Genomic DNA, 20,373 nt, shown 5'->3' with positions numbered 1-20,373 from the left:
CGCATGCCGCGGATCGGCGTCCGAGGATGACGAGCAGTGGGGCCGTCTCCCGGCGCGCCGCCTGCGTCCCAAAGTGGTCTACACCAATATAGGTGTACCCCGATGAACGCAGGAAGGGCCCCGGGTGTTCCCGGTCCCCGCCCGAGGCTCCCGGCGGGGGCCGGCGGCCGGCCACTGCACCCGGAGGGCGAAGGATGAGTTCGGCAGGCGCCACAGCACCGCGGACCACGTGGTGGCACACCTTCTACGGCGGCCTCCAGAAGATGGGCCGCTCGCTCCAGCTGCCGGTGGCGGTGCTGCCCGCCGCCGGCATCCTCAACCGTCTGGGGCAGGACGACGTCTTCGGCAAGGACGGCCTGGGCTGGGACAACGTCGCCAAGGTGTTCGCGGCGGCCGGCGGCGCGCTGCTGGACTCCTCGCTCGGCCTGCCCATGCTGTTCTGCGTCGGTGTGGCGATCGGCATGGCGAAGAAGGCCGACGGCTCGACGGCGCTGGCCGCGGTGGTGGGCTTCCTCGTCTACTACAAGGTGGTGCACGCCTTCCCGGAAGACTGCAAGCCGCCGACCGTGCTGGTGAGCGACCAGTGCGTGGACTACACCTCGGCGAAGGCGGCGGCCGCGACGTACCAGAACCCGGGCGTGCTGGGCGGCATCCTGCTCGGCCTGATGTCGGCCTGGCTCTGGGTGCGCTTCCACCGCACCAAGCTGGTCGACTGGCTGGGCTTCTTCAACGGCCGCCGCCTGGTGCCGATGATCACCGCCCTGGTCGGCATGCTGCTGGCCGTCGTGGCGGTCTGGGCCTGGCCGCCGATCGGCCGCGGCCTGAACTCGTTCAGCCAGAACCTCGCCGACCTGGGCGCGGCCGGCGCGGGCATCTTCGGCGTGTTCAACCGGGCCCTGCTGCTGATCGGCATGCACCAGCTGCTGAACACCTTCGTCTGGTTCCAGTTCGGCGAGTTCACCAAGCCCGACGGCACCGTCGTGCACGGCGACATCCCGCGCTTCCTGGGCGGCGACCCGACCGCCGGACAGTTCCAGTCGGGCTTCTTCCCGATCATGATGTTCGCCCTGCCGGCCGCCGCGCTGGCCATCGCCCACGCGGCGAAGCCGCACCGGCGCAAGGAGATCTACGGCCTGATGCTCTCGGTCGGCCTGACCTCCTTCGTGACCGGCGTCACCGAGCCGATCGAGTACTCCTTCGCCTACATCGCCCCGGCGCTGTACGGCGTGCACGCCCTGCTGACCGGCGCGTCGATGGCGGTCACCTGGGGGCTCGGGGTGCACGACGGCTTCAGCTTCTCGGCCGGCCTGATCGACTACGTGATCAACTGGGGCCTGGCCACCAAGCCCTGGATGATCATTCCGATCGGCCTCGGCTTCGCCGCCGTGTACTACGCGCTGTTCCGCTTCATCATCGTGAAATTCGACCTGAAAACGCCCGGACGCGAGGACGAGAGCGAGGTCGAGGACGTGACCAAGGCATAAACCCAGCGTCACCACGGCGAATCCGAAAAGACCCCCGGACCCCCGGTCCGGGGGTCTTCGGCATATCCGGGGCGGGTCGTTGGTCCCGGTGCGAACGCCGGAGCCGGGCGCGTGACGAGCCGACGGCACCCCGCCGGTGACCTGCCGGGGAGTCCTCGGCCGCCCCGGCTTTTTGTTGCGCAAATAGCCAAAATCCCAATCACGACGGGTAATCAAGATCGTTGATCCGCAAGTAGGTTTCGATTTCATAGCGCTTCCCATCTGCGGCGCTTTCGAGGGTTCCCCGTCTCCTCCGCCCGTGCTACAAAACTGGTCTACACCACGTGTGGTGTAGACCAGTTCGCGGTTCGGCCCCCTGTGCACCTTCCCCCGACCGATCCGCCCTTGCCGTTAGGAACCCACCCCCATGAGTCAGTCTGCGCAGGCACCGGCGCCCGCCACGGCTCCGGCCACACCCAGCCCCGCAAAGAAGTTCGGCCAGAACACGCTCCAGGGTCTGCAGAAGATCGGCCGCAGCCTCCAGCTGCCGGTCGCCGTGCTGCCCGCCGCCGGCATCCTGCTGCGCCTCGGCCAGGACGACGTCTTCGGCAAGGACGGCCTCGGCTGGGGGAAGGTCGCCACGGTGTTCGCCACCGCCGGTGACGCCGTCTTCACCAACCTCGCGCTGCTGTTCTGCGTCGGTGTGGCGATCGGCTTCGCCAAGAAGGCCGACGGCTCGACCGCGCTGGCCGCCCTGGTCGGCTTCCTGGTCTACAAGAACGTGCTCACCGCCTTCCCGATGGACGGCTCCGTCACCGCCGCCCTGCCCAAGGGCAAGCCGCAGGACCCGGGCGTCTTCGGCGGCATCGTGGTCGGCCTGCTCAGCGCCGTGATCTGGCAGAAGTACCACCGCACCAAGCTGGTCGACTGGCTCGGCTTCTTCAACGGCCGCCGCCTGGTGCCGATCATCATGGCCTTCGTCGGCACCCTGCTCGGTGTCGTGTTCGGCCTGGTCTGGGGCCCGATCGGTACCGGCCTGACCAACGCGAGCGACTGGCTGACCGGCCTCGGCGCCGGTGGCGCCGGCATCTACGGTGTCGCCAACCGCCTGCTGATCCCGGTCGGCATGCACCAGTTCCTGAACACCTTCTTCCAGCAGCAGGTCGGCAGCTTCACCGACGCCTCCGGCACCACCTGGACCGGCGACATCCCGCGCTTCTTCCACGGTGACCCGACCGCCGGCCAGTTCATGTCCGGCTTCTTCCCGATCATGATGTTCGGCCTGCCGGCCGCCGCCCTGGCCATCGCCTACTGCGCCCGCCCCGAGCGCCGCAAGGCCGTCCTCGGCATGATGATCTCGGTCGGCCTGACCAGCTTCGTGACCGGCGTCACCGAGCCCATCGAGTTCTCCTTCATGTTCATCGCCCCGGTGCTGTACGTGATCCACGCCGTCCTCACCGGTCTGTCGATGGCCGTCACCTGGGCCCTCGGCGTGCACGACGGCTTCGGCTTCTCGGCGGGCCTGATCGACTACCTGCTCAACTGGAACCTGGCCACCGACCCGTGGCTGATCATCCCGATCGGCCTCGCGTTCTCCGCCCTGTACTTCTTCCTCTTCCGCTTCGCGATCATCAAGTTCGACATCAAGACCCCCGGTCGCGAGGACGACGACGAGATCGAGGACGTCACCAAGGCCTGACGCCCGAAGACCACCGCACGCCGCTCACGGCCCCGCCCCGCCACCCGCTCCCCGGGTGGCGGGGCGGGGCCGTTCGCGTGCCCGGGCGTGCCCGTCCGGGTGTCCGCGGCGGCGGCCGCCCGCTGAGACGGTGGTTGACGAACACACGGACGCGCTGGTCAACTGAAGCGGTGAACGCCCCCCGCCTGCTGGTGACCCGCAGCCACATCGACTTCGGTCGCGTGTGGTCCGCGGCGTGTCGCGGCTGACCCGAGCGTTCCCGCCGCCGCCCGGCTGACGTCCCCGCCGCGCCCCGGCCCCCGCACCACCCCGTCACCCGCGCCCGCCCGCGTCCCGGGCGGGCCGGCCCGTGCCCGCGCGCACCCGCCCGCCCCGTCCCCGCCCGGGGACAACGGGGGCACGGGCCGGTGCGCGAGCGCCGCACGCACCGCTTCCGTCCCAGGAAAGTCAAGGCCACCCATGCCCCGCCAGCTGCACCTTTCCGCCGCCCTCGACAGCCCCGGCCACGTCGACGCCGCCCACTTCACCGCCCTCGCCCGGCTCGCCGAACGGGCCGCACTCGACTTCGTCACCCTCGACGACTCCTACACCCCCGAACCGCGCCGGCTGGACGCGCTCGCCACCTTCGCCCGGCTCGCCCCGGTCACCCGCGGCCTCGGCCTGGTCCCGACCGTCACCACCACCCACACCGAGCCGTTCCACACCTCGATCTCGGTCAACACCCTGGACTGGGTCAGCGAGGGCCGGGCCGGCTGGCTGGTCGGCGTCTCCGACACCGAGGCCGAGGCCCGGGCCTTCGGCCGCAAGGGCACCGCCCCGGCCGACGAGCTCTGGGCCGAGGCCGCCGACGCCGCCGAGGTGGCCGTCCGGCTCTGGGACAGCTGGGAGGACGACGCCGAGATCCGCGACACCGCCACCGGCCGCTTCGTCGACCGCGCCAAGCTCCACCACATCGACTTCGAGGGCCCGCACTTCTCCGTGCGCGGCCCCTCCATCACCCCCCGCCCGCCGCAGGGCCGCCCGGTCGTCGCGGTCGGCGTCGCCGCCGCCGACCTCGCGCCGGACGCCGCCCCCGGCGGGCGCGCCCGGGTCGACACCGCGGCCCGCTACGCCGACGTCGTCCTGCTCGACGCCCCCGACCGGGCCACCCGGCTCACCGCCGCCACCGAACTGCGGCTGCGCGGCGGCGAGGCGCTGCGGATCCTGGCCCGGATCCCGGCCGCGCTCCCCGACGAACCGGCGGCGGACGCCCTGCTCGGCGAGATCACCGAGGGCGGCGGCGGGGTGGACGGCTTCCACCTGGTGCCCGCCGATCCGGCCCGCGACCTCGCCGCGCTCGCCGACCGCGTCGTGCCGGCCCTGCGCGAGCGCGGACTGTTCCGCACCGGCTACACCGGCCGCACCCTGCGCGAGCACCTCGGCCTGGCCCGCCCCGCCAGCCGCTACGCGCTCGCCGCGACCATCGCCGCCCCCGCCCCCGCCGCCCACGCCGAGGTGACCCGATGACGGACCGTCCGCTCAAGCAGATCCACCTCGCCGCGCACTTCCCCGGCGTCAACAACACCACCGTGTGGAGCGACCCGGCCTCCGGCAGCCAGATCGCCTTCGACTCCTTCCGCCACCTCGCCGCGACCGCCGAACGCGGCCGCTTCGACTTCTTCTTCCTCGCCGAGGGCCTGCGGCTGCGCGAGGTCAAGGGCCGGATCCACGACCTGGACGTGGTCGGCCGCCCCGAGTCGATCACCGTGCTGGGCGCGCTCGCCGCCGTCACCACCCACCTGGGGCTGGCCGCCACCGTCAACGCCACCTTCAACGAGCCCTACGAACTGGCCCGCCGGTTCGCCTCCCTGGACCACCTCTCCGGCGGGCGCGCCGCCTGGAACGTGGTCACCTCCTCCGACGCCTTCACCGGCGAGAACTTCCGCCGCGGCGGCTACCTCGACCGGGCCGACCGCTACACCCGGGCCGCCGAGACGGTCGCGCTCGCCCGGGAGTTCTGGGACGCCGCGGGCACCGCAACGGTCCGCCACCAGGGCCCGCAGTTCGACGTCGAGGGCACCCTCTCGGTGCCGCGCCCACCGCAGGGCCACCCGGTGGTGATCCAGGCCGGCGACTCCGACGAGGGCCGCGAGTTCGCCGCCGCCACCGCCGACGTGGTCTTCAGCCGGCACTCCACACTGGCCGCCGGCCAGGCCTTCCACGCCGACGTCAAACGGCGGCTGGCCGCGTACGGGCGCAAGCCCGACGAGCTGAAGATCATGCCGGGGGTCACCTATGTGCTGGGCGACACCGAGGAGGAGGCCGTCGAGCGCGCCGCCGCGATCCGCCGGGCCCAGGTGAGCCCGGCCACCGCGATCAACTACCTGGAGCAGATCTGGGGCGTCGACCTCTCCGGCCACGACGTGGACGGCCCGCTGCCGGCCGTCGACCCGGTGCGCGACTCGGGCCTCGTCCAGGGCCGCACCTCGCTCGGCGACCCGCTGGAGGTCGCGGCCAAGTGGCGTGCGGTGGCCGCCGAGAAGGGGCTCAGCAGCCGCGAGCTGGTGATCGAGGTGACCGGCCGGCAGAGCTTCATCGGCACCCCGGCGAGCGTCGCCGCCCAGCTCGACCACCACGTGCAGAGCGACGCCGCGGACGGCTTCATCCTCGTCCCGCACCTCACCCCCGGCGGCCTGGACGACTTCGTCGACCGGGTGGTGCCGCTGCTCCAGGAGCGCGGGGTGTTCCGCACCGAGTACACCGGGACGACGCTGCGCGACCACCTCGGCCTGCCGGTCCCCGGCCGGCCCTGACACCACCCCACACCGCCGCGGCCGGCGTGCCCCGCCGTCAGACCCGGCCCAGCCGGGCGGCGTGCACGCCGGCCTGGAAGCGGCTCTCCGCGCCCAGGTCGGCGGTCAGTTCGGCGACCAGCCGGCGCACCGTGCGCTCGGAGAGCTCCAGCTTGCGGGCGATCGCCGCGTCGGTCCGCCCGGCCGCCAGCAGTCGCAGCACCTCGGCGTGCCGGCCGGGCGTCCCCGTCCCGCCGGACAGGAGCTCGGCCGGCGTCCAGGCCGCCGACCAGAAGTACTCGAACAGTTCGGCGACCAGGGCGACCAGGGTCGGCTCGCGCACCACCACGGCCGCCTCCGCGACCGGGGCGTCCCCGCCGGGCCCGGCCCCCGGGGCGGGCAGGATCGCCAGCCGGGCGTCCACCACGATGAGCCAGAGCGGCAGCGAATGGGCCACCCTGATCCGGGCCCCGGCCTCCGTCAGCTCCCGGAGGTGACCGAGCACGGCAGGGCGGCGCAGCGCGGCCGCCGGGTGGACGGCGCGCAGGGCCGCGCCGTGCGCGAGGGCGAGGCGTTCGCGGGCGAGTTTGCCGGCGAGGGCCGGGCCGGAGAGGTCCTGTCCGGGGCGCAGCGAGAGTGCCTCGCCGCGGGCGCCGCGGGCGGCGTCCTCCAGCAGGGCGGCGATCCGGTCGGCGCCGCGGACGACCTCCAGCGCGCTGCCGGCGCGGTGGCGCTCCTGCACGGGCAGGTAGCCGGTGTGCAGCCGGTCGACCGCCTCGCGGGCCCGGTCCAGGGCCCCGACGAGGTCGGCGACCTGCCGGTCGGCGTCGAACAGCAGTTGCCGGACGGCGGTGTCCACGGACACCGCGGCGTGGCCGGGACCGGGCCCTGGGGCGGGCCCTGGGGCGGGGCCGCCCGCGGCGGGCTGGAGCAGGCCGAGGCCGAGGAGTTCGGCGGTGGCGGCGGCGAGCCTCCGTTCGTCCCAGTCGGGAAACAACTCGCCGGGTGGGCGGCCGGGTTCGGCGAGCAGGCGGGCGTAGAGCCGGGTGGCGTCCGGGTCTGCGGGGCTCTCCATCGGCGCAGCCTACTGACGCCCGGCGCGGATCCGTGCGGGGCTTCCACCCTGCGAGACGGGTCGCTTCCGCTCCTGGTCATGGCCGGTTCCGGCAGTGGCCGCGGCGCTGACCGGAGGCGGTCGGGTGGTCAGGATGGCGGACATGACGGCTCTTCCCGAAGCTTCGACGATCTGGCTGGACGGTGCGCTGGTGCCTTGGCACTCGGCGACCACGCACGTCCTCACCCATGGCCTGCACTACGGCACCGGGGTGCTGGAGGGCACCCGGGCGTTCGCCACGGCGGACGGCCCGGCCGTGTTCCGGCTGCCCGAGCACCTTCGCCGGCTGGACCGCAGTGCGCGCATGCTGCGCATGGAACTCCCCCACGGTGTGGACGAGTTGGCGAAGGCCACGGTCGACCTGGTGCGGGCCAACGGTCACCGGTCCTGCTACCTGCGGCACTTCGCCTTCCTGGGCTACGGCGCGATGGGCCTGGACATGCGGTCCTCGCCGACCGTCACGGCGATCGCGAGCTGGGAGTGGCACTCCCAGCTGCCGGACGGGCGGGGCGGGATCAGGCTGAAGACGAGCAGCTGGCGGCGCACCGACCCGAACGCGGTGCCGCCGGCCGCGAAGGCGACCGGGCCGTACCTGAACTCGGTGCTGGCCCGCCGGGAGGCGACCGACGCGGGGTACGACGAGGCGCTGCTGCTCGGCCCGGACGGCGCGGTGAGCGAGTGCACCGGGGAGAACGTGTTCGTCGTGCGCGACGGGGTGCTGCGCACGCCTCCCACGAGTGCGGGCGCCCTGGAGGGGATCACCCAGGACACCGTGCTGACGCTGGCGCGCGACCTGGGTGTGCCGGTGCGGGTGGAGGCGCTGCTGCGTTCCGACCTGTACGCGGCGGACGAGGTGTTCGTGTGCGGCACGGCGGCCGGGGTGGTGGCGGTGGGCTCGCTGGACGACCGGGAGCTTCCGGCGGCCCCGGGACCGCTGACGGATCGGCTGCGGGCGTCCTACGAAGCGGCGGTGAGCGGCGCGGACGGGCGCTACCGGCACTGGCTGACGTACGTGGAGTGAGCGGTCAGACCTCGTAGACCGCGCCGGCCCGGGCGATGTCGACCGGTCCCGCGTAGGCGGCGGCCGCGTCCCGCCGGTTCACCTCGGCATCCGTCCACGGCGGGATGTGGGTGAGGACGAGCCGGCGGGCGCCGGCCGCGGTGGCGTGCTCGCCGGCCTCGCGGCCGTTGAGGTGGACCGCCCGGTAGGTGTCGCGGCCGTCGAGGTAGGCGGCCTCGCACAGGAAGAGGTCGGTGTCCCGGGCCAGTTCGACGAGTTCGGCGCTCTCACCGGTGTCGCCGGAGTAGACGAGGCTGCGGCCGTCGTGTTCCAGCCGGAAGGCGAAGGCGTCCACGGGGTGGTTGACCTGGGCGACGTCGATCCGCAGCGGGCCGAGGTCGAAGCGGCCGGGGGTGAGGGTGCGGAACTCGAACACCTCCTTCATCCCCGGGTTCTCCGGCATGTCGTAGGCGCGGGCCATCCGGGCGGCGGTGCCGGCCGGGCCGTAGACGGGCATCGGATCGGGGCAGCCCTCGGCCCGGTAGTTGCGGGCGACCCAGTAGGCGCACAGGTCGACGCAGTGGTCGGCGTGCAGGTGGCTGAGCAGGACGGCGTCGACGTCGTAGATCGAGACGTACTTCTGCAGGGCGCCGAGCGCCCCGTTGCCGAGGTCGAGCACGACGCGGTAGCCGTCGGCCTCCACCAGGTAGCTGGAGCACGGCGAGTCGGCCGACGGGAAGCTCCCCGAGCACCCCACCACGGTCAGTTTCATCCGAGCCCCTCCGCCCCGACACGTCCTGGCTGCCGCTGGTCATGACAGCGGGCCGGGAGTACCGGCCGGAGGCGCTGCCCTGCGCGTGTTGTCGAGGGTAAGGGCGGACCGGCACTTTGCCCCCGTCTCCGTGCCGTGCTGTGGCTGGAATCACCAGAACGCCGGGGAGACGGGGGCGGGCGCGCCGCGGTGGGCGGGTCAGCGGCGGCCGGGGCGCCGGCGGGCCCAGGCGCGGATGGTGTCGGGGTACCAGCGAGGGTGTCCGGCGGCGTCGAGCAGGTCCGGTTCGGGCAGCAGGCCGTGCCGCCGGTAGGTGCGCACGGTCTCCGGCTGGACGTTGATGTGGCGGGCGATCTCGGTGTACGACCACAGGTCGGTGCTGCGGCTCACGGGTCACCTCCGCTGGTGCGTGGGGGACGTTCGTGGCCAGCCTTTCCGGGCGCCGGGCGATCCCGGCCCCGGACCCGACACCGTGGTCGTACCGTGACGAACCGGGAGCACGGTGCGGACAAATCCCCGGCCCCCGCCGCCCGGCGGGGGCCTCAGGCCCAGAGCTGGCCCTGCAGCGCCTCGACGGCGGCCTCGGTGGACTCGGCGGTGTAGATGCCGGTGGACAGGTACTTCCAGCCGCCGTCGGCGACCACGAAGACGATGTCGGCGCGCTCGCCGGCCTGCGCGGCCTTGCGGCCCACCCCGATCGCCGCGTGCAGGATCGCGCCGGTGGAGACGCCGGCGAAGATGCCCTCCTCCTGGAGGAGTTCGCGGGTGCGCCGGACGGCGTCGGCGGAGCCGACCGAGAAGCGGGTGGTGAGCACCTCGGCGTCGTACAGCTCGGGGACGAAGCCCTCGTCGAGGTTGCGCAGGCCGTAGACGAGGTCGTCGTAGCGCGGCTCGGCGGCGACGATCCGCACGCCGGGGACCTTCTCGCGCAGGTAGCGGCCGACGCCCATCAGGGTGCCGGTGGTGCCGAGGCCGGCCACGAAGTGGGTGACGGTGGGCAGGTCGGCGAGGATCTCGGGGCCGGTGCCGGTGTAGTGGGCGCCGGCGTTGTCGGGGTTGCCGTACTGGTAGAGCATCACCCAGTCGGGGTGCTCGGCGGCGATCTCCTTGGCGATGCGCACGGCGGTGTTGGAGCCGCCGGCGGCGGGTGAGGAGATGATCTCGGCGCCCCACATGCGGAGCAGCTCGCGCCGTTCCTCGCTGGTGTTCTCGGGCATCACGCAGACCATCCGGTAGCCCTTGAGCTTGGCCGCCATGGCCAGCGAGATGCCGGTGTTGCCGCTGGTGGGTTCGAGGATCGTGCAGCCGGGGGTGAGCCGGCCGCCGGCCTCGGCGCGCTCGATCATGTGCAGCGCCGGGCGGTCCTTGATGGAGCCCGTGGGGTTGCGGTCCTCCAGCTTGGCCCAGAGGGTGACCAGGCCCTCGGTGTTCCCGGGCACCGCGGCGGACAGCCGGGGCAGGCGCACCAGCGGGGTGTTGCCGACGGCTTCGAGCGGGCTGTCGTAGCGCAAGGGGTCCTCCGGCGGGCGGCGGTCGGGATCGGTACGGGCGGACCCGCCCCGTCCCGGGCGGTGCGCGGGACGGGGCGGCGGGTGGCGGGGCCGGGCCTACCGGGCGCCGCCGGCCACGGCGGGCAGGATGGTGACGCTGTCGCCGTCGGCGACGGCGGTGGAGATGCCCTCCAGGAAGCGGACGTCCTCGTCGTTCAGGTAGACGTTGACGAAGCGGCGCAGCTCGCCGCCCTCCAGCAGGCGGGCGGCGATGCCCGGGTGACGGGCGTCGAGGTCGGTGAAGAGTTCCCCGAGGTTGCTGCCGGTGCCCTCGACGGCCTTGGCGCCGTCGGTGTAGGTGCGGAGGATGGTCGGGATGCGGACCTCGATGGCCATGGGTGCGCTCCTGTGCGAGTCGTGAGGTGGGTGGGCCGCAGCGGGCGCGGCAGGGCGTTGCGGCCCGGGGCGGGGATCTCCGCTGCGGGCCGCGGCGGGCGGCTCAGCGCGAGCGCGCCGGCGTGCCGGGACAGATCGCGCTGGCGAGCCGGCACAGGTCGATGTGCAGGCGCGCCACGAGGCGGGTGCCCGGGGCCTGAGTGCTCACATCGACGGAACGCATGGGCTCATCGTATAGATTCCCGGCCCCGCTCCTCCATGCCCGTCTCGGGATGCGGATGAGTCCGTCCCCCATGTCGAGACCGCCCGGAAACGGCAGTGGCCCGCCGACCGCTCGCGGACGGTCGGCGGGCCCCGCCCAGGTGGGTGCGGGTCAGGCCGGGTAGGCCTCGACGACCTGGACGTCTTCCTCCGTGATCACGCCGTCCACGATGCGGAACGAGCGGAACTGGTACGGGTCGTCGGGGCCGTTGCCCTCGGCGGTCGAGACCAGGACGTAGTGGGCGTTCGGCTCGGAGGCGTAGCTCACGTCGGTGCGCGAGGGGTAGGCCTCGGTGGCGGTGTGCGAGTGGTAGACGATCACCGGCTCCTCGTCGCGGTCGTCCATCTCGCGGTAGAGCTTGAGCAGGTCGCCCGAGTCGAACTCGTAGAAGGTGGGCGAGCGGGCGGCGTTGAGCATCGGGATGAACCGCTCGGGGCGGCCGCTGCCCTCCGGTCCGGCGACCACGCCGCAGGCCTCGTCCGGGTGGTCGGCGCGGGCGTGGGCGACGATCGCGTCGCGCAGTTCTCGGGTGATGGTCAGCATGGCGCCAGGATAGCCACGCCCCGGCGGCGGGCCGCCGGGGCGTCCGGGGGGCGGTCAGCGGGGGTCGCTGCCGCCGCCGTCCGGCACGTGCAGGTGGTCGTGGGCGACCGCGTGCACCGCCTCGGGGGCGCGGCGTCCGAGCCCCCGGTAGCCGGCGACCAGCAGCACGGCCCAGACCGGGAAGACGTACAGCGAGATCCGGTTGTCGGCGTCCAGGCCGATCAGCACGACCACCAGCGCCAGGAAGGCGAGCGCGGCCCAGCTGCTCCAGACGCCGGCGGGGGCCTTGAAGCTGGGCGGCGGCAGGTGGCCGGCCTGCCAGGCCCTGCGGTAGCGGATCTGGCAGACGAGGATCATCGCCCAGGTCCACAGGCCGCAGACGGTGGCGACCGAGGTGATGTACTCGAAGGCCTTGGCCGGGACGAGGTAGTTGAGCACCACGCCGACGCCCATCAGCAGCGTGGAGACGGTGATCGCGGCGGCCGGGGTGCGGTGGCCGTTGAGCCGGGTGAGCCGCCCGGGGGCCTGGCCGCGCAGGGCGAGGTCGCGCAGCATGCGGCCGGTGGAGTACATGCCGGAGTTGCAGGAGGAGAGCGCGGCGGTGAGCACCACGAAGTTGATGATGCCGGCGGCGGCGGGGATGCCGATCTTGCCGAAGGTGGCGACGAACGGGCTGACGCCGGGCTGGAACTCGGTCCACGGCACCAGCGAGAGGATGACGACCAGGGCGCCGATGTAGAACAGCGCGATCCGCCACGGCAGGGTGTTGATGGCGCGTGGGAGGGTCTTCTTCGGGTTCTCGCTCTCGCCCGCGGTGACGCCGACGAGTTCCACGCCCAGGTAGGCGAACATGACGATCTGCAGGGTCATCACGGTGGCGCCGATGCCCTTGGGGAAGAAGCCGCCGTCCTGCCAGAGGTGGGTGACCGACGCGGTGTCGCCGGCGTCGCTGAAGCCGAGGGTGAGCACTCCGACGCCGATCAGGATCATGCCGATGATCGCGGTGACCTTGACCATGGAGAACCAGAACTCGATCTCGCCGAAGATCTTCACCGAGATCAGGTTGGCCCCGTAGAGGAGCAGCAGGAAGCAGAGCGCGCAGAGCCACTGCGGGATCTCGGGTGCCCAGAACTTCACGTAGACGGCCGCGGCGGTGGTTTCCGCCATGCCCGTGACAACCCAGAAGAGCCAGTACGTCCAGCCGGTCACGAAGCCGGCGAAGGGCCCGAGGAACTCCCGCGCGTACTCGGCGAAGCTGCCGGCCACCGGCCGGTAGGTGAGCAGTTCGCCGAGCGCCCGCATGATCGCGAAGATCACCACGCCGGCCACGGCGTAGGACAGGATCAGGCTGGGGCCGGACTTGGATATGGCGGTTCCCGCGCCGAGGAAGAGGCCGGTGCCGATGGCGCCGCCGATCGCGATCATCTGGATCTGGCGGCTGCCCAGGCCCCGGTGGTAGCCCTCCTCGTCCGGCCTGGCGTCGACGACCTCGTCGTAGAGCTGTTCGGTCATGCTGCACCGTCCTGGAGGGGATGTCGCGGATGGGACTCGCGGGGGAGCAGTCGTACCACGCACGGTCCGGATACCGGTGTCCATCTGAGCGATATTTGAGCATGCCCTGATGGGGTTTCGCCCGTTTTGGACGAAAAGGCCCCGGCCGCTCGTCCGGCATGCGGACGAGGGGCCGGGGCCTGCCCCGAACGGGGGAGACTCGGTCCGGGAACGGGCCCCGGCGTCAGTCGGTGAGCGCCTCCAGCAGCGACTCCTGCAGGGCGCCGAGCCACAGGTAGGCCATCACCAGGGGCTTGCGCTCGTCGGTGTCCGGCAGGTCGTACAGCCCCTGTTCGTCGTCCTCGGTGACCTCCAGCCGCACGCCCAGGGTCAGCCGCAGGTCGTTGAGCGCGCCCAGCCAGCGCAGGCACGCGGCGGCGTCCAGGTTGACCAGGCCGCCCTCGCCGCCCAGGCCGTCCAGCGCCCGGACGACCTGCAGGGCGTCCTCGCGCTTGCGGGCCCGCAGGTCCAGCTCGGTGTAACGGCGGAACTCCCCGGCGGCCTCCCGGGACTCCTCGTCGGCCGGGCGGGCCGGGTCCCCGTAGGCGTCCGGGAAGAGCCGGGCCAGCGCCGGGTCGTCGGGCGCCTTGCTCGGCCCCTCGGCGAACAGCGCCGCCAGCGGGTCGCCGGACCCGTCGCCCTCACCGCCCGGACCGGGGCCGATCAGCTCCAGCATCTGCACTTCCAGCGAGCGCAGGATGGAGACCTCCAGCTCGTCCAGCGCGAGCACCGCGCCCCCGCCGCCGGCACTCTCGAACAACCCAGCCATCGGTATCGGTCAGCCCGTCCTCGTCGGTTCCAGTGGTCCGCGGCATCGGCCGCTCGGCCGCCCGCGCGGCCGGTCGTGCGGTCAGTCGTGCTGCAGGGTCGCCCAGAGGCCGTAGCCGTGCATCGCCTGCACGTCGCGCTCCATCTCCTCGCGCGAGCCGCTGGAGACCACCGCCCGGCCCTTGGTGTGCACCTCCATCATCAGCTTCCGGGCCTTCTCCCGCGGATAGCCGAAGTAGGCCTGGAAGACGTACTGGACGTAGCTCATCAGGTTGACCGGATCGTTGTGGACGATGGTGACCCACGGGGTGTCCGGCTCCGTCACGGGTACGCCCTCGACTTCCGGGCGCTCGATCTCCACGGGCGCGACACTCACCGCCGGTTCCCTCCTGCCGCTCAGTTCGGTTCCCGGGTGGCTCCCACCCGGCCGTCACGTGGTCTCCACGTGCCCCTCCAGCCCCATGCTGCCATCCGGGGGACCTGCGGGCGATTCCGCCCCCGTGCCCGCGACGCGCTGGACGGATCACCGCGCCGAGAAATCGTCACATTGACGCTAAGGGGTAGTAGCATCATCCGCATGGACGCCACTTCCGTGCCCGCGGCCGGCTCGACCGCGCTGCTCACCGACCGCTACGAGCTCACCATGCTGCAGGCCGCCCTGCGCAGCGGGGCGGCGCACCGCCGCTCCGTCTTCGAGGTGTTCACCCGTCGGCTGCCCGCCGGCCGGCGCTACGGCGTGATGGCGGGCACCGGCCGGGTCCTGGACGCCGTGGAGAGCTTCCGCTTCACCTCCGCCCAGCTCGACTGGCTCGCCGACCAGGACGTGGTCGACGAGGAGACCCTGCGCTTCCTCGCCGACTACCGGTTCACCGGCGACATCCACGGCTACCCGGAGGGCGAGGTCTACTTCCCCGGCTCGCCGCTGCTGACCGTCGAGGGCAGCTTCGCCGAGGCGGTGATCCTGGAGACGGTGATCCTCTCGATCCTCAACTACGACTCGGCGATCGCCGCCGCCGCCTCCCGGATGACCTCGGCGGCCGGTGGCCGGCCGGTGATCGAGATGGGCGCCCGGCGCGCGCACGAGCGGGCCGCCGTCGCCGCCGCCCGCGCCGCGTACGTGGCCGGCTTCGCCGCCACCTCCGACCTGGAGGCCGGCTTCACCTACGGCATCCCGACCACCGGGACCGCCGCGCACGCCTTCACCCTCGTCCACGACAGCGAGCGGGACGCCTTCCGGGCGCAGATCGACTCGATGGGCCGGGGCACCACCCTGCTGGTCGACACCTTCGACCTGCGCGAGGCGGTGCGCACCGCCGTCGAGGTGGCCGGCCCCGAGCTGGGCGCCGTGCGGATCGACTCGGGCGACCTCACCCTGCTCGCCCACCGGGTCCGCCGCCAGCTCGACGAGCTCGGCGCCACCGGGGCCCGGATCATCGTCACCTCCGACCTCGACGAGTACGCGATCGCCGCGCTGGCCGCCGCCCCGGTGGACGGCTACGGCGTCGGCACCAGCCTGGTCACCGGCAGCGGGGACCCGACCTGCGCGATGGTCTACAAGCTGGTCGCCCGCGCCGCCGGGCCGGACGGCCCGCTGGTCCCGGTCGCCAAGCGCGCGGCCGGCGGCAAGACCAGCATCGGCGGGCGCAAGTGGGCGGCCCGGCGGCCGGACGCGGACGGCGTCGCCGAGGCCGAGGTCGTCGGCACCGGGACCGTCCCGGACGCCCTGGCGCCGCACCTGGTGCAGGTGCCGCTGATCAAGGCCGGCGAGGTGATCGGCCGGGAGCCGCTGGAGGCCGCGCGCGAGCGGCACACCCGGGCCCGGGCGGCGCTGCCGCTGTCGGCCACCCAGCTCTCCAAGGGCGACCCGGTGCTGGCGACCGAGCTGCACGTGTGACGCCCCACCGGCCCCGTGACGGTTCGTGGACGGGGGAAGGCCCCGGGCGCGCCCCGGGCCTTCCGCCTCCGGATGCCACTGCCTACAGTCGACCGTAGAGTTCCCCCGTACGGACGTGAGGCCCCCTCGCACCGTCTCCCCCCGTCCTCCGCAGGACCCCACCAGACCGAGGAATGCCAGCCATGCACCGGGCACTGATCGTCGTCGACGTGCAGAACGACTTCTGCGAGGGCGGCAGCCTGGCCGTCGCCGGCGGGGCCGAGGTGGCCGCCGCGATCACCGACCTCATCGCCGAGTCCGCGCCCGGCTACCGGCACATCCTCGCCACCCGCGACAACCACATCGACCCGGGCGACCACTTCTCCGACGAGCCGGACTACGTGCACAGCTGGCCGGTGCACTGCGTCGCGGGCACCGAGGGGGTCGGTTTCCACCCCAACTTCGCCCCGTCCGTCACCTCCGGCGCGATCGAGGCGGTCTTCGACAAGGGCGCCTACGCGGCGGCGTACAGCGGCTTCGAGGGCGTCGACGAGAACAGCCGCGGGCCGGCCGAGTGGCTGCGCGAGCGGCAGGTCACCGAGGTGGACGTGGTCGGCATCGCCACCGACCACTGCGTCAGGGCCACCGCGCTGGACGCGGTGCGGGCCGGGTTCACCACCCGGGTGCTGCTCGACCTCACCGCCGGGGTGGCCGCGCCGACCACCGCCGCCGCCCTGGACGAGCTGCGGGCGGCCGGGGTCGAGCTGGTCGGCACGCCGGTCGTCGGGGGCTGAGCCCGGGCGCCGGCACCGTCCTGGGCGGTGCCCGCCGTTCCGGACGCTCAGTGCTCGGTGACCAGCAGCTCCACCACGTCGGTCCCGCCCAGCCGGAACGCCTCGCGCAGTTCGGCGCCGACCGCGTCCGGGTCCTCGGCCAGCCGCGCGCCGGAGACGTACACCACCCGCACCCCCAGGTACTCCATCCGGTGCTGGCCGCCGCGCATCCAGGCCGCCTCGCCCTCGCTGACGCTGCGCAGCTCCGAGTCGACCTCGACCGCGACACCCGCCCGCGGCCAGTAGAGGTCCGGGACGGCGACGTAGGTGCCGCCGCGCATCCGCAGTTCCGGGCCGGTCAGCGGGACGGGCAGCAGCCACTCGTCGACCAGCTCGCCGATCCGCTCCAGCGAGCGGTCCCGCTCGGCGGCCAGCAGGCCGTCCAGCACGGCCCGCACCCGCAGGTCGGAGACCAGTCCGGACTCGGCCAGCTCGGCGGCCAGCTCGCGCACCGTGCAGCGCAGGTCGGGGCGGCGGACGGCCTCGCCGAGCACCTCCCGGACCGGGGCCGGCCCGCCGGCCGCGCCTTCGGAGGTCCACTCGTGCAGCGCGTCGGCGACCGCCCTGGCGACCGGCGCGCAGGCCAGCCCGTGCACCGAGCGCGCCACCAGCTCCCGCTCGGTGCGCCGGATCCGCACCTCGCCGGCGTCCTTGAGCCGCCGCTGGCGGGGCACCAGCACGTCCACCCCGGTGACGGCGGGCAGCCGGGGCACCGCGGCGAAGCCGTACAGCGCGAGCGCGGCCGCCCCGGTGATCACCGCGCCCTCGGCGCGGCCGCCCTCCCGGCCGTTCCGCGCCGCGTACAGCAGCGCGGCCCACATCCGCTGCTCCGGCGAGGGGTCGCCGGACTGCAGCAGGTAGACCCGGGGCAGCAGCCGCTGCCAGGGACCGCCGCGGCGGCAGTGCTCGCTGATGATCCGGGCCGGCACACCACGGGCGCGCAGCTGGCCGGCGGTGAGGACGTTCTGCTGACGGCGCGCCAGTTCCTCCAGGGACGGCGGCGGCGTGGGAATCCGGTAGCTCATGCCGACACCATCCCCAACGGCCCGGAACGAGTCGCGGCCGCCTGACGCACTGTTACCCAACCGTCGCGAAACCGGGATCAGGCCGCACTAAAGTCCTCATACCCTCACCCATTCGGAGGAATGGGCGATCAGTCGCTTGTCATACTCGATCATCATTGATCAGCCACCAGGCCGTCTGACCCTGCGTGATCAAGCACATACGGCGAAGTCACCTCCGGGCGTCACTCCAGCCCGCCGGATTGCCTACCCTTAGTACATGTCACGTGACGAGACCGCCGGCCTCCGCGCGGCCCAGCTCCGGCTCGGACGCCTGCCCGGATACGTCCGCCGGCCGGACCCGGCCCGCCGCAGCGGCGCACAGGGCCATACCTACAAGAAGGGCTGGGAGGTCCGCTTCACCGCGCGCAGCGAGGCGGAGATAGCGGAGATCCGCGACCTCGTGGTCGCCGCCGGGTTCGCCCCCGCCCGCCCCTTCTTCAAGGGCCACCAGTTGATCCAGCCCGTCTACGGGATGGCGGCCGTCCAGGCCTACCTGGCGGCTAGACAGGTGGCCGAGGAACACGCGGCGCGCACGGCCGACGGGCGGGCCCGGCGGGGCTCCGGAGCGGCCCGCCTCCGCAGCGCCACCAAAGCCGCACACGAGGCCGCGCACGAGGCCGCGCAGGAAGCGGCCCACCAGACGGCCCACGAGGAACAGGAGGCCCAACTGGCCCAACAGACCCAGGAGATCGAGAAGGCCGAGGAGACCGGGGAAGTCCAGACGATCGAGGGAATCCGGCAGGACGCCGGGCGCGAGGACGTGGAGCACGCGACCGCGCCGCACGAGGGCGCGAACGCCCGGGGCCGCGAGCACGAGCGGGAGCGGCTGACCGCCGCCACGGAGGCGGCCGGGGCCGCAGGGGCCGCGGCTGCGGCGGCCGCGCGACTCGCCCGCCGCCGGGCGGTCGAGGCCTTCCCCGCCCAGCTCGCCCGCGGCACCACACCGGACGACCGGGCCGTCCCGGCGGAGAGCCGCCGGGCGAGTTCCTGACAGTTCGTCAACTTTCGTCTCGTACACGGCGATCCGCCGACGAAGGGCCGGGCACGCGGGACGCGTGCGACGGGGCCGGCCCACCACCCCGCCCCCGCCCGGGGGCGCCGCCGAACGGCCCGCTCGCGGCATCGCCGCAGCCCGGCACGGTCCGGCGAGGACCGGGCGGCGCGTGCACGGTGGTGCGCCCGGTGGTGCGGGCGCGGCTTCGCGCCGCAGGCGTGGACGAGAACCGCCGAACCGCCTACGGTGGCACATCACACCCTCTGCGGTGGCGCGCCGAACGGCTGCCACCACCGGCCGGATCACCCCGCTGACCGGCCACGGAGCTCCGCGTCCACGCCTCTGACACCACTGCGCACCACTCCCCGCCCGTCCGCCACCGCCGCACCGCCCGCCGACCCCCCACCCGGCCACCGCCGGAACCGGCCGCGCGGCGGCGCCTTCCGGGCAATCCAGCCGATTGGTAACCCAGCGCACCGAGCGCCTACCGTAGAGTGAGCACAGATGATCGACCGTCAGAAGCCCATCTCACTTGCCGAGAAGCCGAGATGACCCAACGTCATGACAGCACCGCCGAGCCGCCTCCGGGGCCCGGCGAACCCGCCGTACCGCTGGAGTTCGCGGCGTTCTGCGAGCTGCACCGACCGCGGTACCTCAGCTATGCCCGGGTCTGGCTGCCCGACCCGGACCGCGCGGCCGGCGCCGTCCAACAGGCCTTCGCCGAAATCGCCGTGCAGTGGCGCGAGTTGCTGGGAAGCTCCAACCCCACCGCGCACGCCTGGCAGATCCTGCGCGACACCGTCGGCGACCACACCCGGCAGAACGGGCTGCCCTCCGGCCGTCCCGACACCCAGGACCGCCCGGCCCGCCCGGCCGACGACGACCTGGCCATCCTGCACTACGTCGTCGGTCTCGCCGCGCCCGAGATCGCCGACGTCATCGGCACCGACACCGCCAGCGTGGCCGGCCGCCTGCGCCGCACCATGCTGCGTGAGGCCTCCGGCTGGTGAGCCGCACGAGCGGGCGCCCGTGAGCCGGTGACCACCCTCGCCGGCCCCCTCAGACCCGCTCACCGGTGACGTCGTACAGGTGGTGGACCGGATCGTGCACCAGGTAGCGGGAGAACGACTCCACCGTGAAGCGCGCCCCGTCGCTGCGGTTGCCGGTGCGCTCCCACCCCGCGCCCGTCACCCCTTCGAACGCCGCCGCCAGCACCTCTGCGGCCTGCGTCAACTCCCCCGCCACCACGGCCGGATCCTGCTCGCCGTACCGCTCGGCGACGGCCGTCTCGTCCTGGTCCCAGTTGGCGAACAGCGGGTCGTCCCGGTCCAGCATCAGGGCCAGCCTGACCTGGAACAGCCGGAAGACGTCCCGGACGTGGCACGCGTATTCGAGGTCGGACCAGATCTCCGGCCGCGGCCGGCGGCGCAGCGCCGCCGGATCGCCGGCCAGCACCCCCGCCCAGGCCGCCGCGTTGGCCCGGATCATCCCGGCCACGTCCTCGCGGCCGATCGCCCCGGCGTCCAGCCCGCAGTCCGCGCAGGGGCGCTCCAGCACCCACGTCCAGTCCTTGGTGTCGGGGACGATCGCGTCGTCGCCGGCCGTGCCGCTGATGTGCTCGGAAGTGCTCATGCGCCCAGGATGGCCGCCCGGGACCGCCCCCCACCAGCGGCGTCAGCGCCAGCGGTCGCCGAAATCCTGCCAGCCCCGCCGCCCCCGGCGGCCCGGCGGGCGGCGTCAACACGTCATCCACCCTTGGGGGGCTCTCCGCGTACTCCGT

The 20,373-nt window shown here is 73.4% G+C and carries 21 protein-coding genes; 9 read left to right on the top strand and 12 right to left on the bottom strand.

Annotated elements, in window-relative coordinates:
• The first annotated feature begins 194 nt into the window (after positions 1-194).
• The 4 genes from ABT093_RS14850 to ABT093_RS14835 all read left to right on the top strand — a co-directional run bounded on the left by ABT093_RS14850 (position 195) and on the right by ABT093_RS14835 (position 5,954).
• On the top strand, positions 195-1,484 hold the full coding sequence (locus ABT093_RS14850; RefSeq protein ID WP_350564184.1) for a PTS transporter subunit EIIC: 1,290 nt from the start codon (positions 195-197) through the stop codon (positions 1,482-1,484).
• A 406-nt stretch (positions 1,485-1,890) separates the two neighbouring features.
• Positions 1,891-3,162, top strand: a complete 1,272-nt coding sequence (locus tag ABT093_RS14845; RefSeq protein WP_350564183.1) for a PTS transporter subunit EIIC — start codon at positions 1,891-1,893, stop codon at positions 3,160-3,162.
• Positions 3,163-3,621: 459 nt separating this feature from the next.
• A complete protein-coding gene (locus ABT093_RS14840; protein WP_350564182.1) occupies positions 3,622-4,668 on the top strand; it encodes an LLM class flavin-dependent oxidoreductase in 1,047 nt (348 codons plus the stop codon).
• Entirely contained in the window at positions 4,665-5,954 is a 1,290-nt protein-coding gene (locus ABT093_RS14835) for an LLM class flavin-dependent oxidoreductase (RefSeq protein ID WP_350564181.1), read from the top strand. Before ABT093_RS14840 ends, ABT093_RS14835 begins: the two co-directional genes overlap by 4 nt.
• 37 nt (positions 5,955-5,991) lie before the next feature.
• Here the strand turns inward: ABT093_RS14835 and ABT093_RS14830 are convergent, their stop codons facing one another.
• Positions 5,992-7,008, bottom strand: coding sequence for a LuxR C-terminal-related transcriptional regulator (locus ABT093_RS14830; protein WP_350564179.1), 1,017 nt, complete (start codon positions 7,006-7,008; stop codon positions 5,992-5,994).
• A 142-nt stretch (positions 7,009-7,150) separates the two neighbouring features.
• Between ABT093_RS14830 and ABT093_RS14825 the strand changes: the two genes are divergently transcribed.
• Positions 7,151-8,068, top strand: a complete 918-nt coding sequence (locus ABT093_RS14825) for a branched-chain amino acid transaminase (protein ID WP_350564177.1) — start codon at positions 7,151-7,153, stop codon at positions 8,066-8,068.
• Between the two features lie 4 nt (positions 8,069-8,072).
• Here ABT093_RS14825 and ABT093_RS14820 read toward each other — a convergent pair whose 3' ends face one another.
• The 9 genes from ABT093_RS14820 to clpS form a co-directional block, all read right to left on the bottom strand.
• The gene (locus ABT093_RS14820; protein ID WP_350564175.1) at positions 8,073-8,819 is read right to left on the bottom strand and encodes an MBL fold metallo-hydrolase; all 747 of its coding nucleotides are present in this window, start codon (positions 8,817-8,819) and stop codon (positions 8,073-8,075) included.
• A gap of 198 nt (positions 8,820-9,017) precedes the next feature.
• Positions 9,018-9,209, bottom strand: a complete 192-nt coding sequence (locus tag ABT093_RS14815; RefSeq protein ID WP_350564174.1) for a MerR family transcriptional regulator — start codon at positions 9,207-9,209, stop codon at positions 9,018-9,020.
• Between the two features lie 152 nt (positions 9,210-9,361).
• A complete protein-coding gene (locus tag ABT093_RS14810) occupies positions 9,362-10,330 on the bottom strand; it encodes a PLP-dependent cysteine synthase family protein (RefSeq protein ID WP_350564172.1) in 969 nt (322 codons plus the stop codon).
• Positions 10,331-10,426: 96 nt separating this feature from the next.
• Entirely contained in the window at positions 10,427-10,705 is a 279-nt protein-coding gene (locus tag ABT093_RS14805; RefSeq protein WP_218200404.1) for a MoaD/ThiS family protein, read from the bottom strand.
• A gap of 103 nt (positions 10,706-10,808) precedes the next feature.
• Entirely contained in the window at positions 10,809-10,928 is a 120-nt protein-coding gene (locus ABT093_RS14800) for a putative leader peptide (RefSeq protein ID WP_326846449.1), read from the bottom strand.
• Between the two features lie 150 nt (positions 10,929-11,078).
• Positions 11,079-11,510: a M67 family metallopeptidase gene (locus ABT093_RS14795; protein ID WP_350564170.1), complete on the bottom strand. Its 432-nt coding sequence runs from the start codon at positions 11,508-11,510 to the stop codon at positions 11,079-11,081.
• A 54-nt stretch (positions 11,511-11,564) separates the two neighbouring features.
• Entirely contained in the window at positions 11,565-13,022 is a 1,458-nt protein-coding gene (locus ABT093_RS14790) for an amino acid permease (RefSeq protein WP_350564169.1), read from the bottom strand.
• 223 nt (positions 13,023-13,245) lie between these two features.
• Positions 13,246-13,830: a DUF2017 domain-containing protein gene (locus tag ABT093_RS14785; RefSeq protein WP_350564167.1), complete on the bottom strand. Its 585-nt coding sequence runs from the start codon at positions 13,828-13,830 to the stop codon at positions 13,246-13,248.
• A gap of 81 nt (positions 13,831-13,911) precedes the next feature.
• Positions 13,912-14,205, bottom strand: coding sequence for an ATP-dependent Clp protease adapter ClpS (clpS, locus tag ABT093_RS14780; RefSeq protein ID WP_350564165.1), 294 nt, complete (start codon positions 14,203-14,205; stop codon positions 13,912-13,914).
• Positions 14,206-14,406: 201 nt separating this feature from the next.
• Between clpS and ABT093_RS14775 the strand changes: the two genes are divergently transcribed.
• Together ABT093_RS14775 and ABT093_RS14770 are read left to right on the top strand one after the other, a co-directional pair.
• Positions 14,407-15,723, top strand: coding sequence for a nicotinate phosphoribosyltransferase (locus ABT093_RS14775; protein ID WP_350564163.1), 1,317 nt, complete (start codon positions 14,407-14,409; stop codon positions 15,721-15,723).
• A 182-nt stretch (positions 15,724-15,905) separates the two neighbouring features.
• Entirely contained in the window at positions 15,906-16,496 is a 591-nt protein-coding gene (locus ABT093_RS14770) for an isochorismatase family protein (protein ID WP_350564162.1), read from the top strand.
• Between the two features lie 47 nt (positions 16,497-16,543).
• On the opposite strand, the gene ABT093_RS14765 is transcribed toward ABT093_RS14770, so the two are convergent.
• Entirely contained in the window at positions 16,544-17,560 is a 1,017-nt protein-coding gene (locus ABT093_RS14765; RefSeq protein WP_350564160.1) for a hypothetical protein, read from the bottom strand.
• A gap of 256 nt (positions 17,561-17,816) precedes the next feature.
• On the opposite strand from ABT093_RS14765, the gene ABT093_RS14760 reads away from it, so the two are divergent.
• Positions 17,817-18,590, top strand: a complete 774-nt coding sequence (locus ABT093_RS14760; protein ID WP_350564158.1) for a hypothetical protein — start codon at positions 17,817-17,819, stop codon at positions 18,588-18,590.
• A gap of 551 nt (positions 18,591-19,141) precedes the next feature.
• Positions 19,142-19,603 (top strand): RNA polymerase sigma factor, encoded by a 462-nt coding sequence (locus ABT093_RS14755; protein WP_350564156.1) that lies wholly within the window; start codon positions 19,142-19,144, stop codon positions 19,601-19,603.
• A gap of 49 nt (positions 19,604-19,652) precedes the next feature.
• Here the strand turns inward: ABT093_RS14755 and ABT093_RS14750 are convergent, their stop codons facing one another.
• On the bottom strand, positions 19,653-20,225 hold the full coding sequence (locus tag ABT093_RS14750; RefSeq protein WP_350564155.1) for a DinB family protein: 573 nt from the start codon (positions 20,223-20,225) through the stop codon (positions 19,653-19,655).
• Positions 20,226-20,373: the final 148 nt, after the last annotated feature.

The organism is Kitasatospora sp. NPDC002551 (assembly GCF_040296005.1).
GTDB lineage: Bacteria > Actinomycetota > Actinomycetes > Streptomycetales > Streptomycetaceae > Kitasatospora.
Note: the sequence above shows the minus strand (reverse complement) of the source record. Positions and strands in the feature narration are given on the sequence as shown.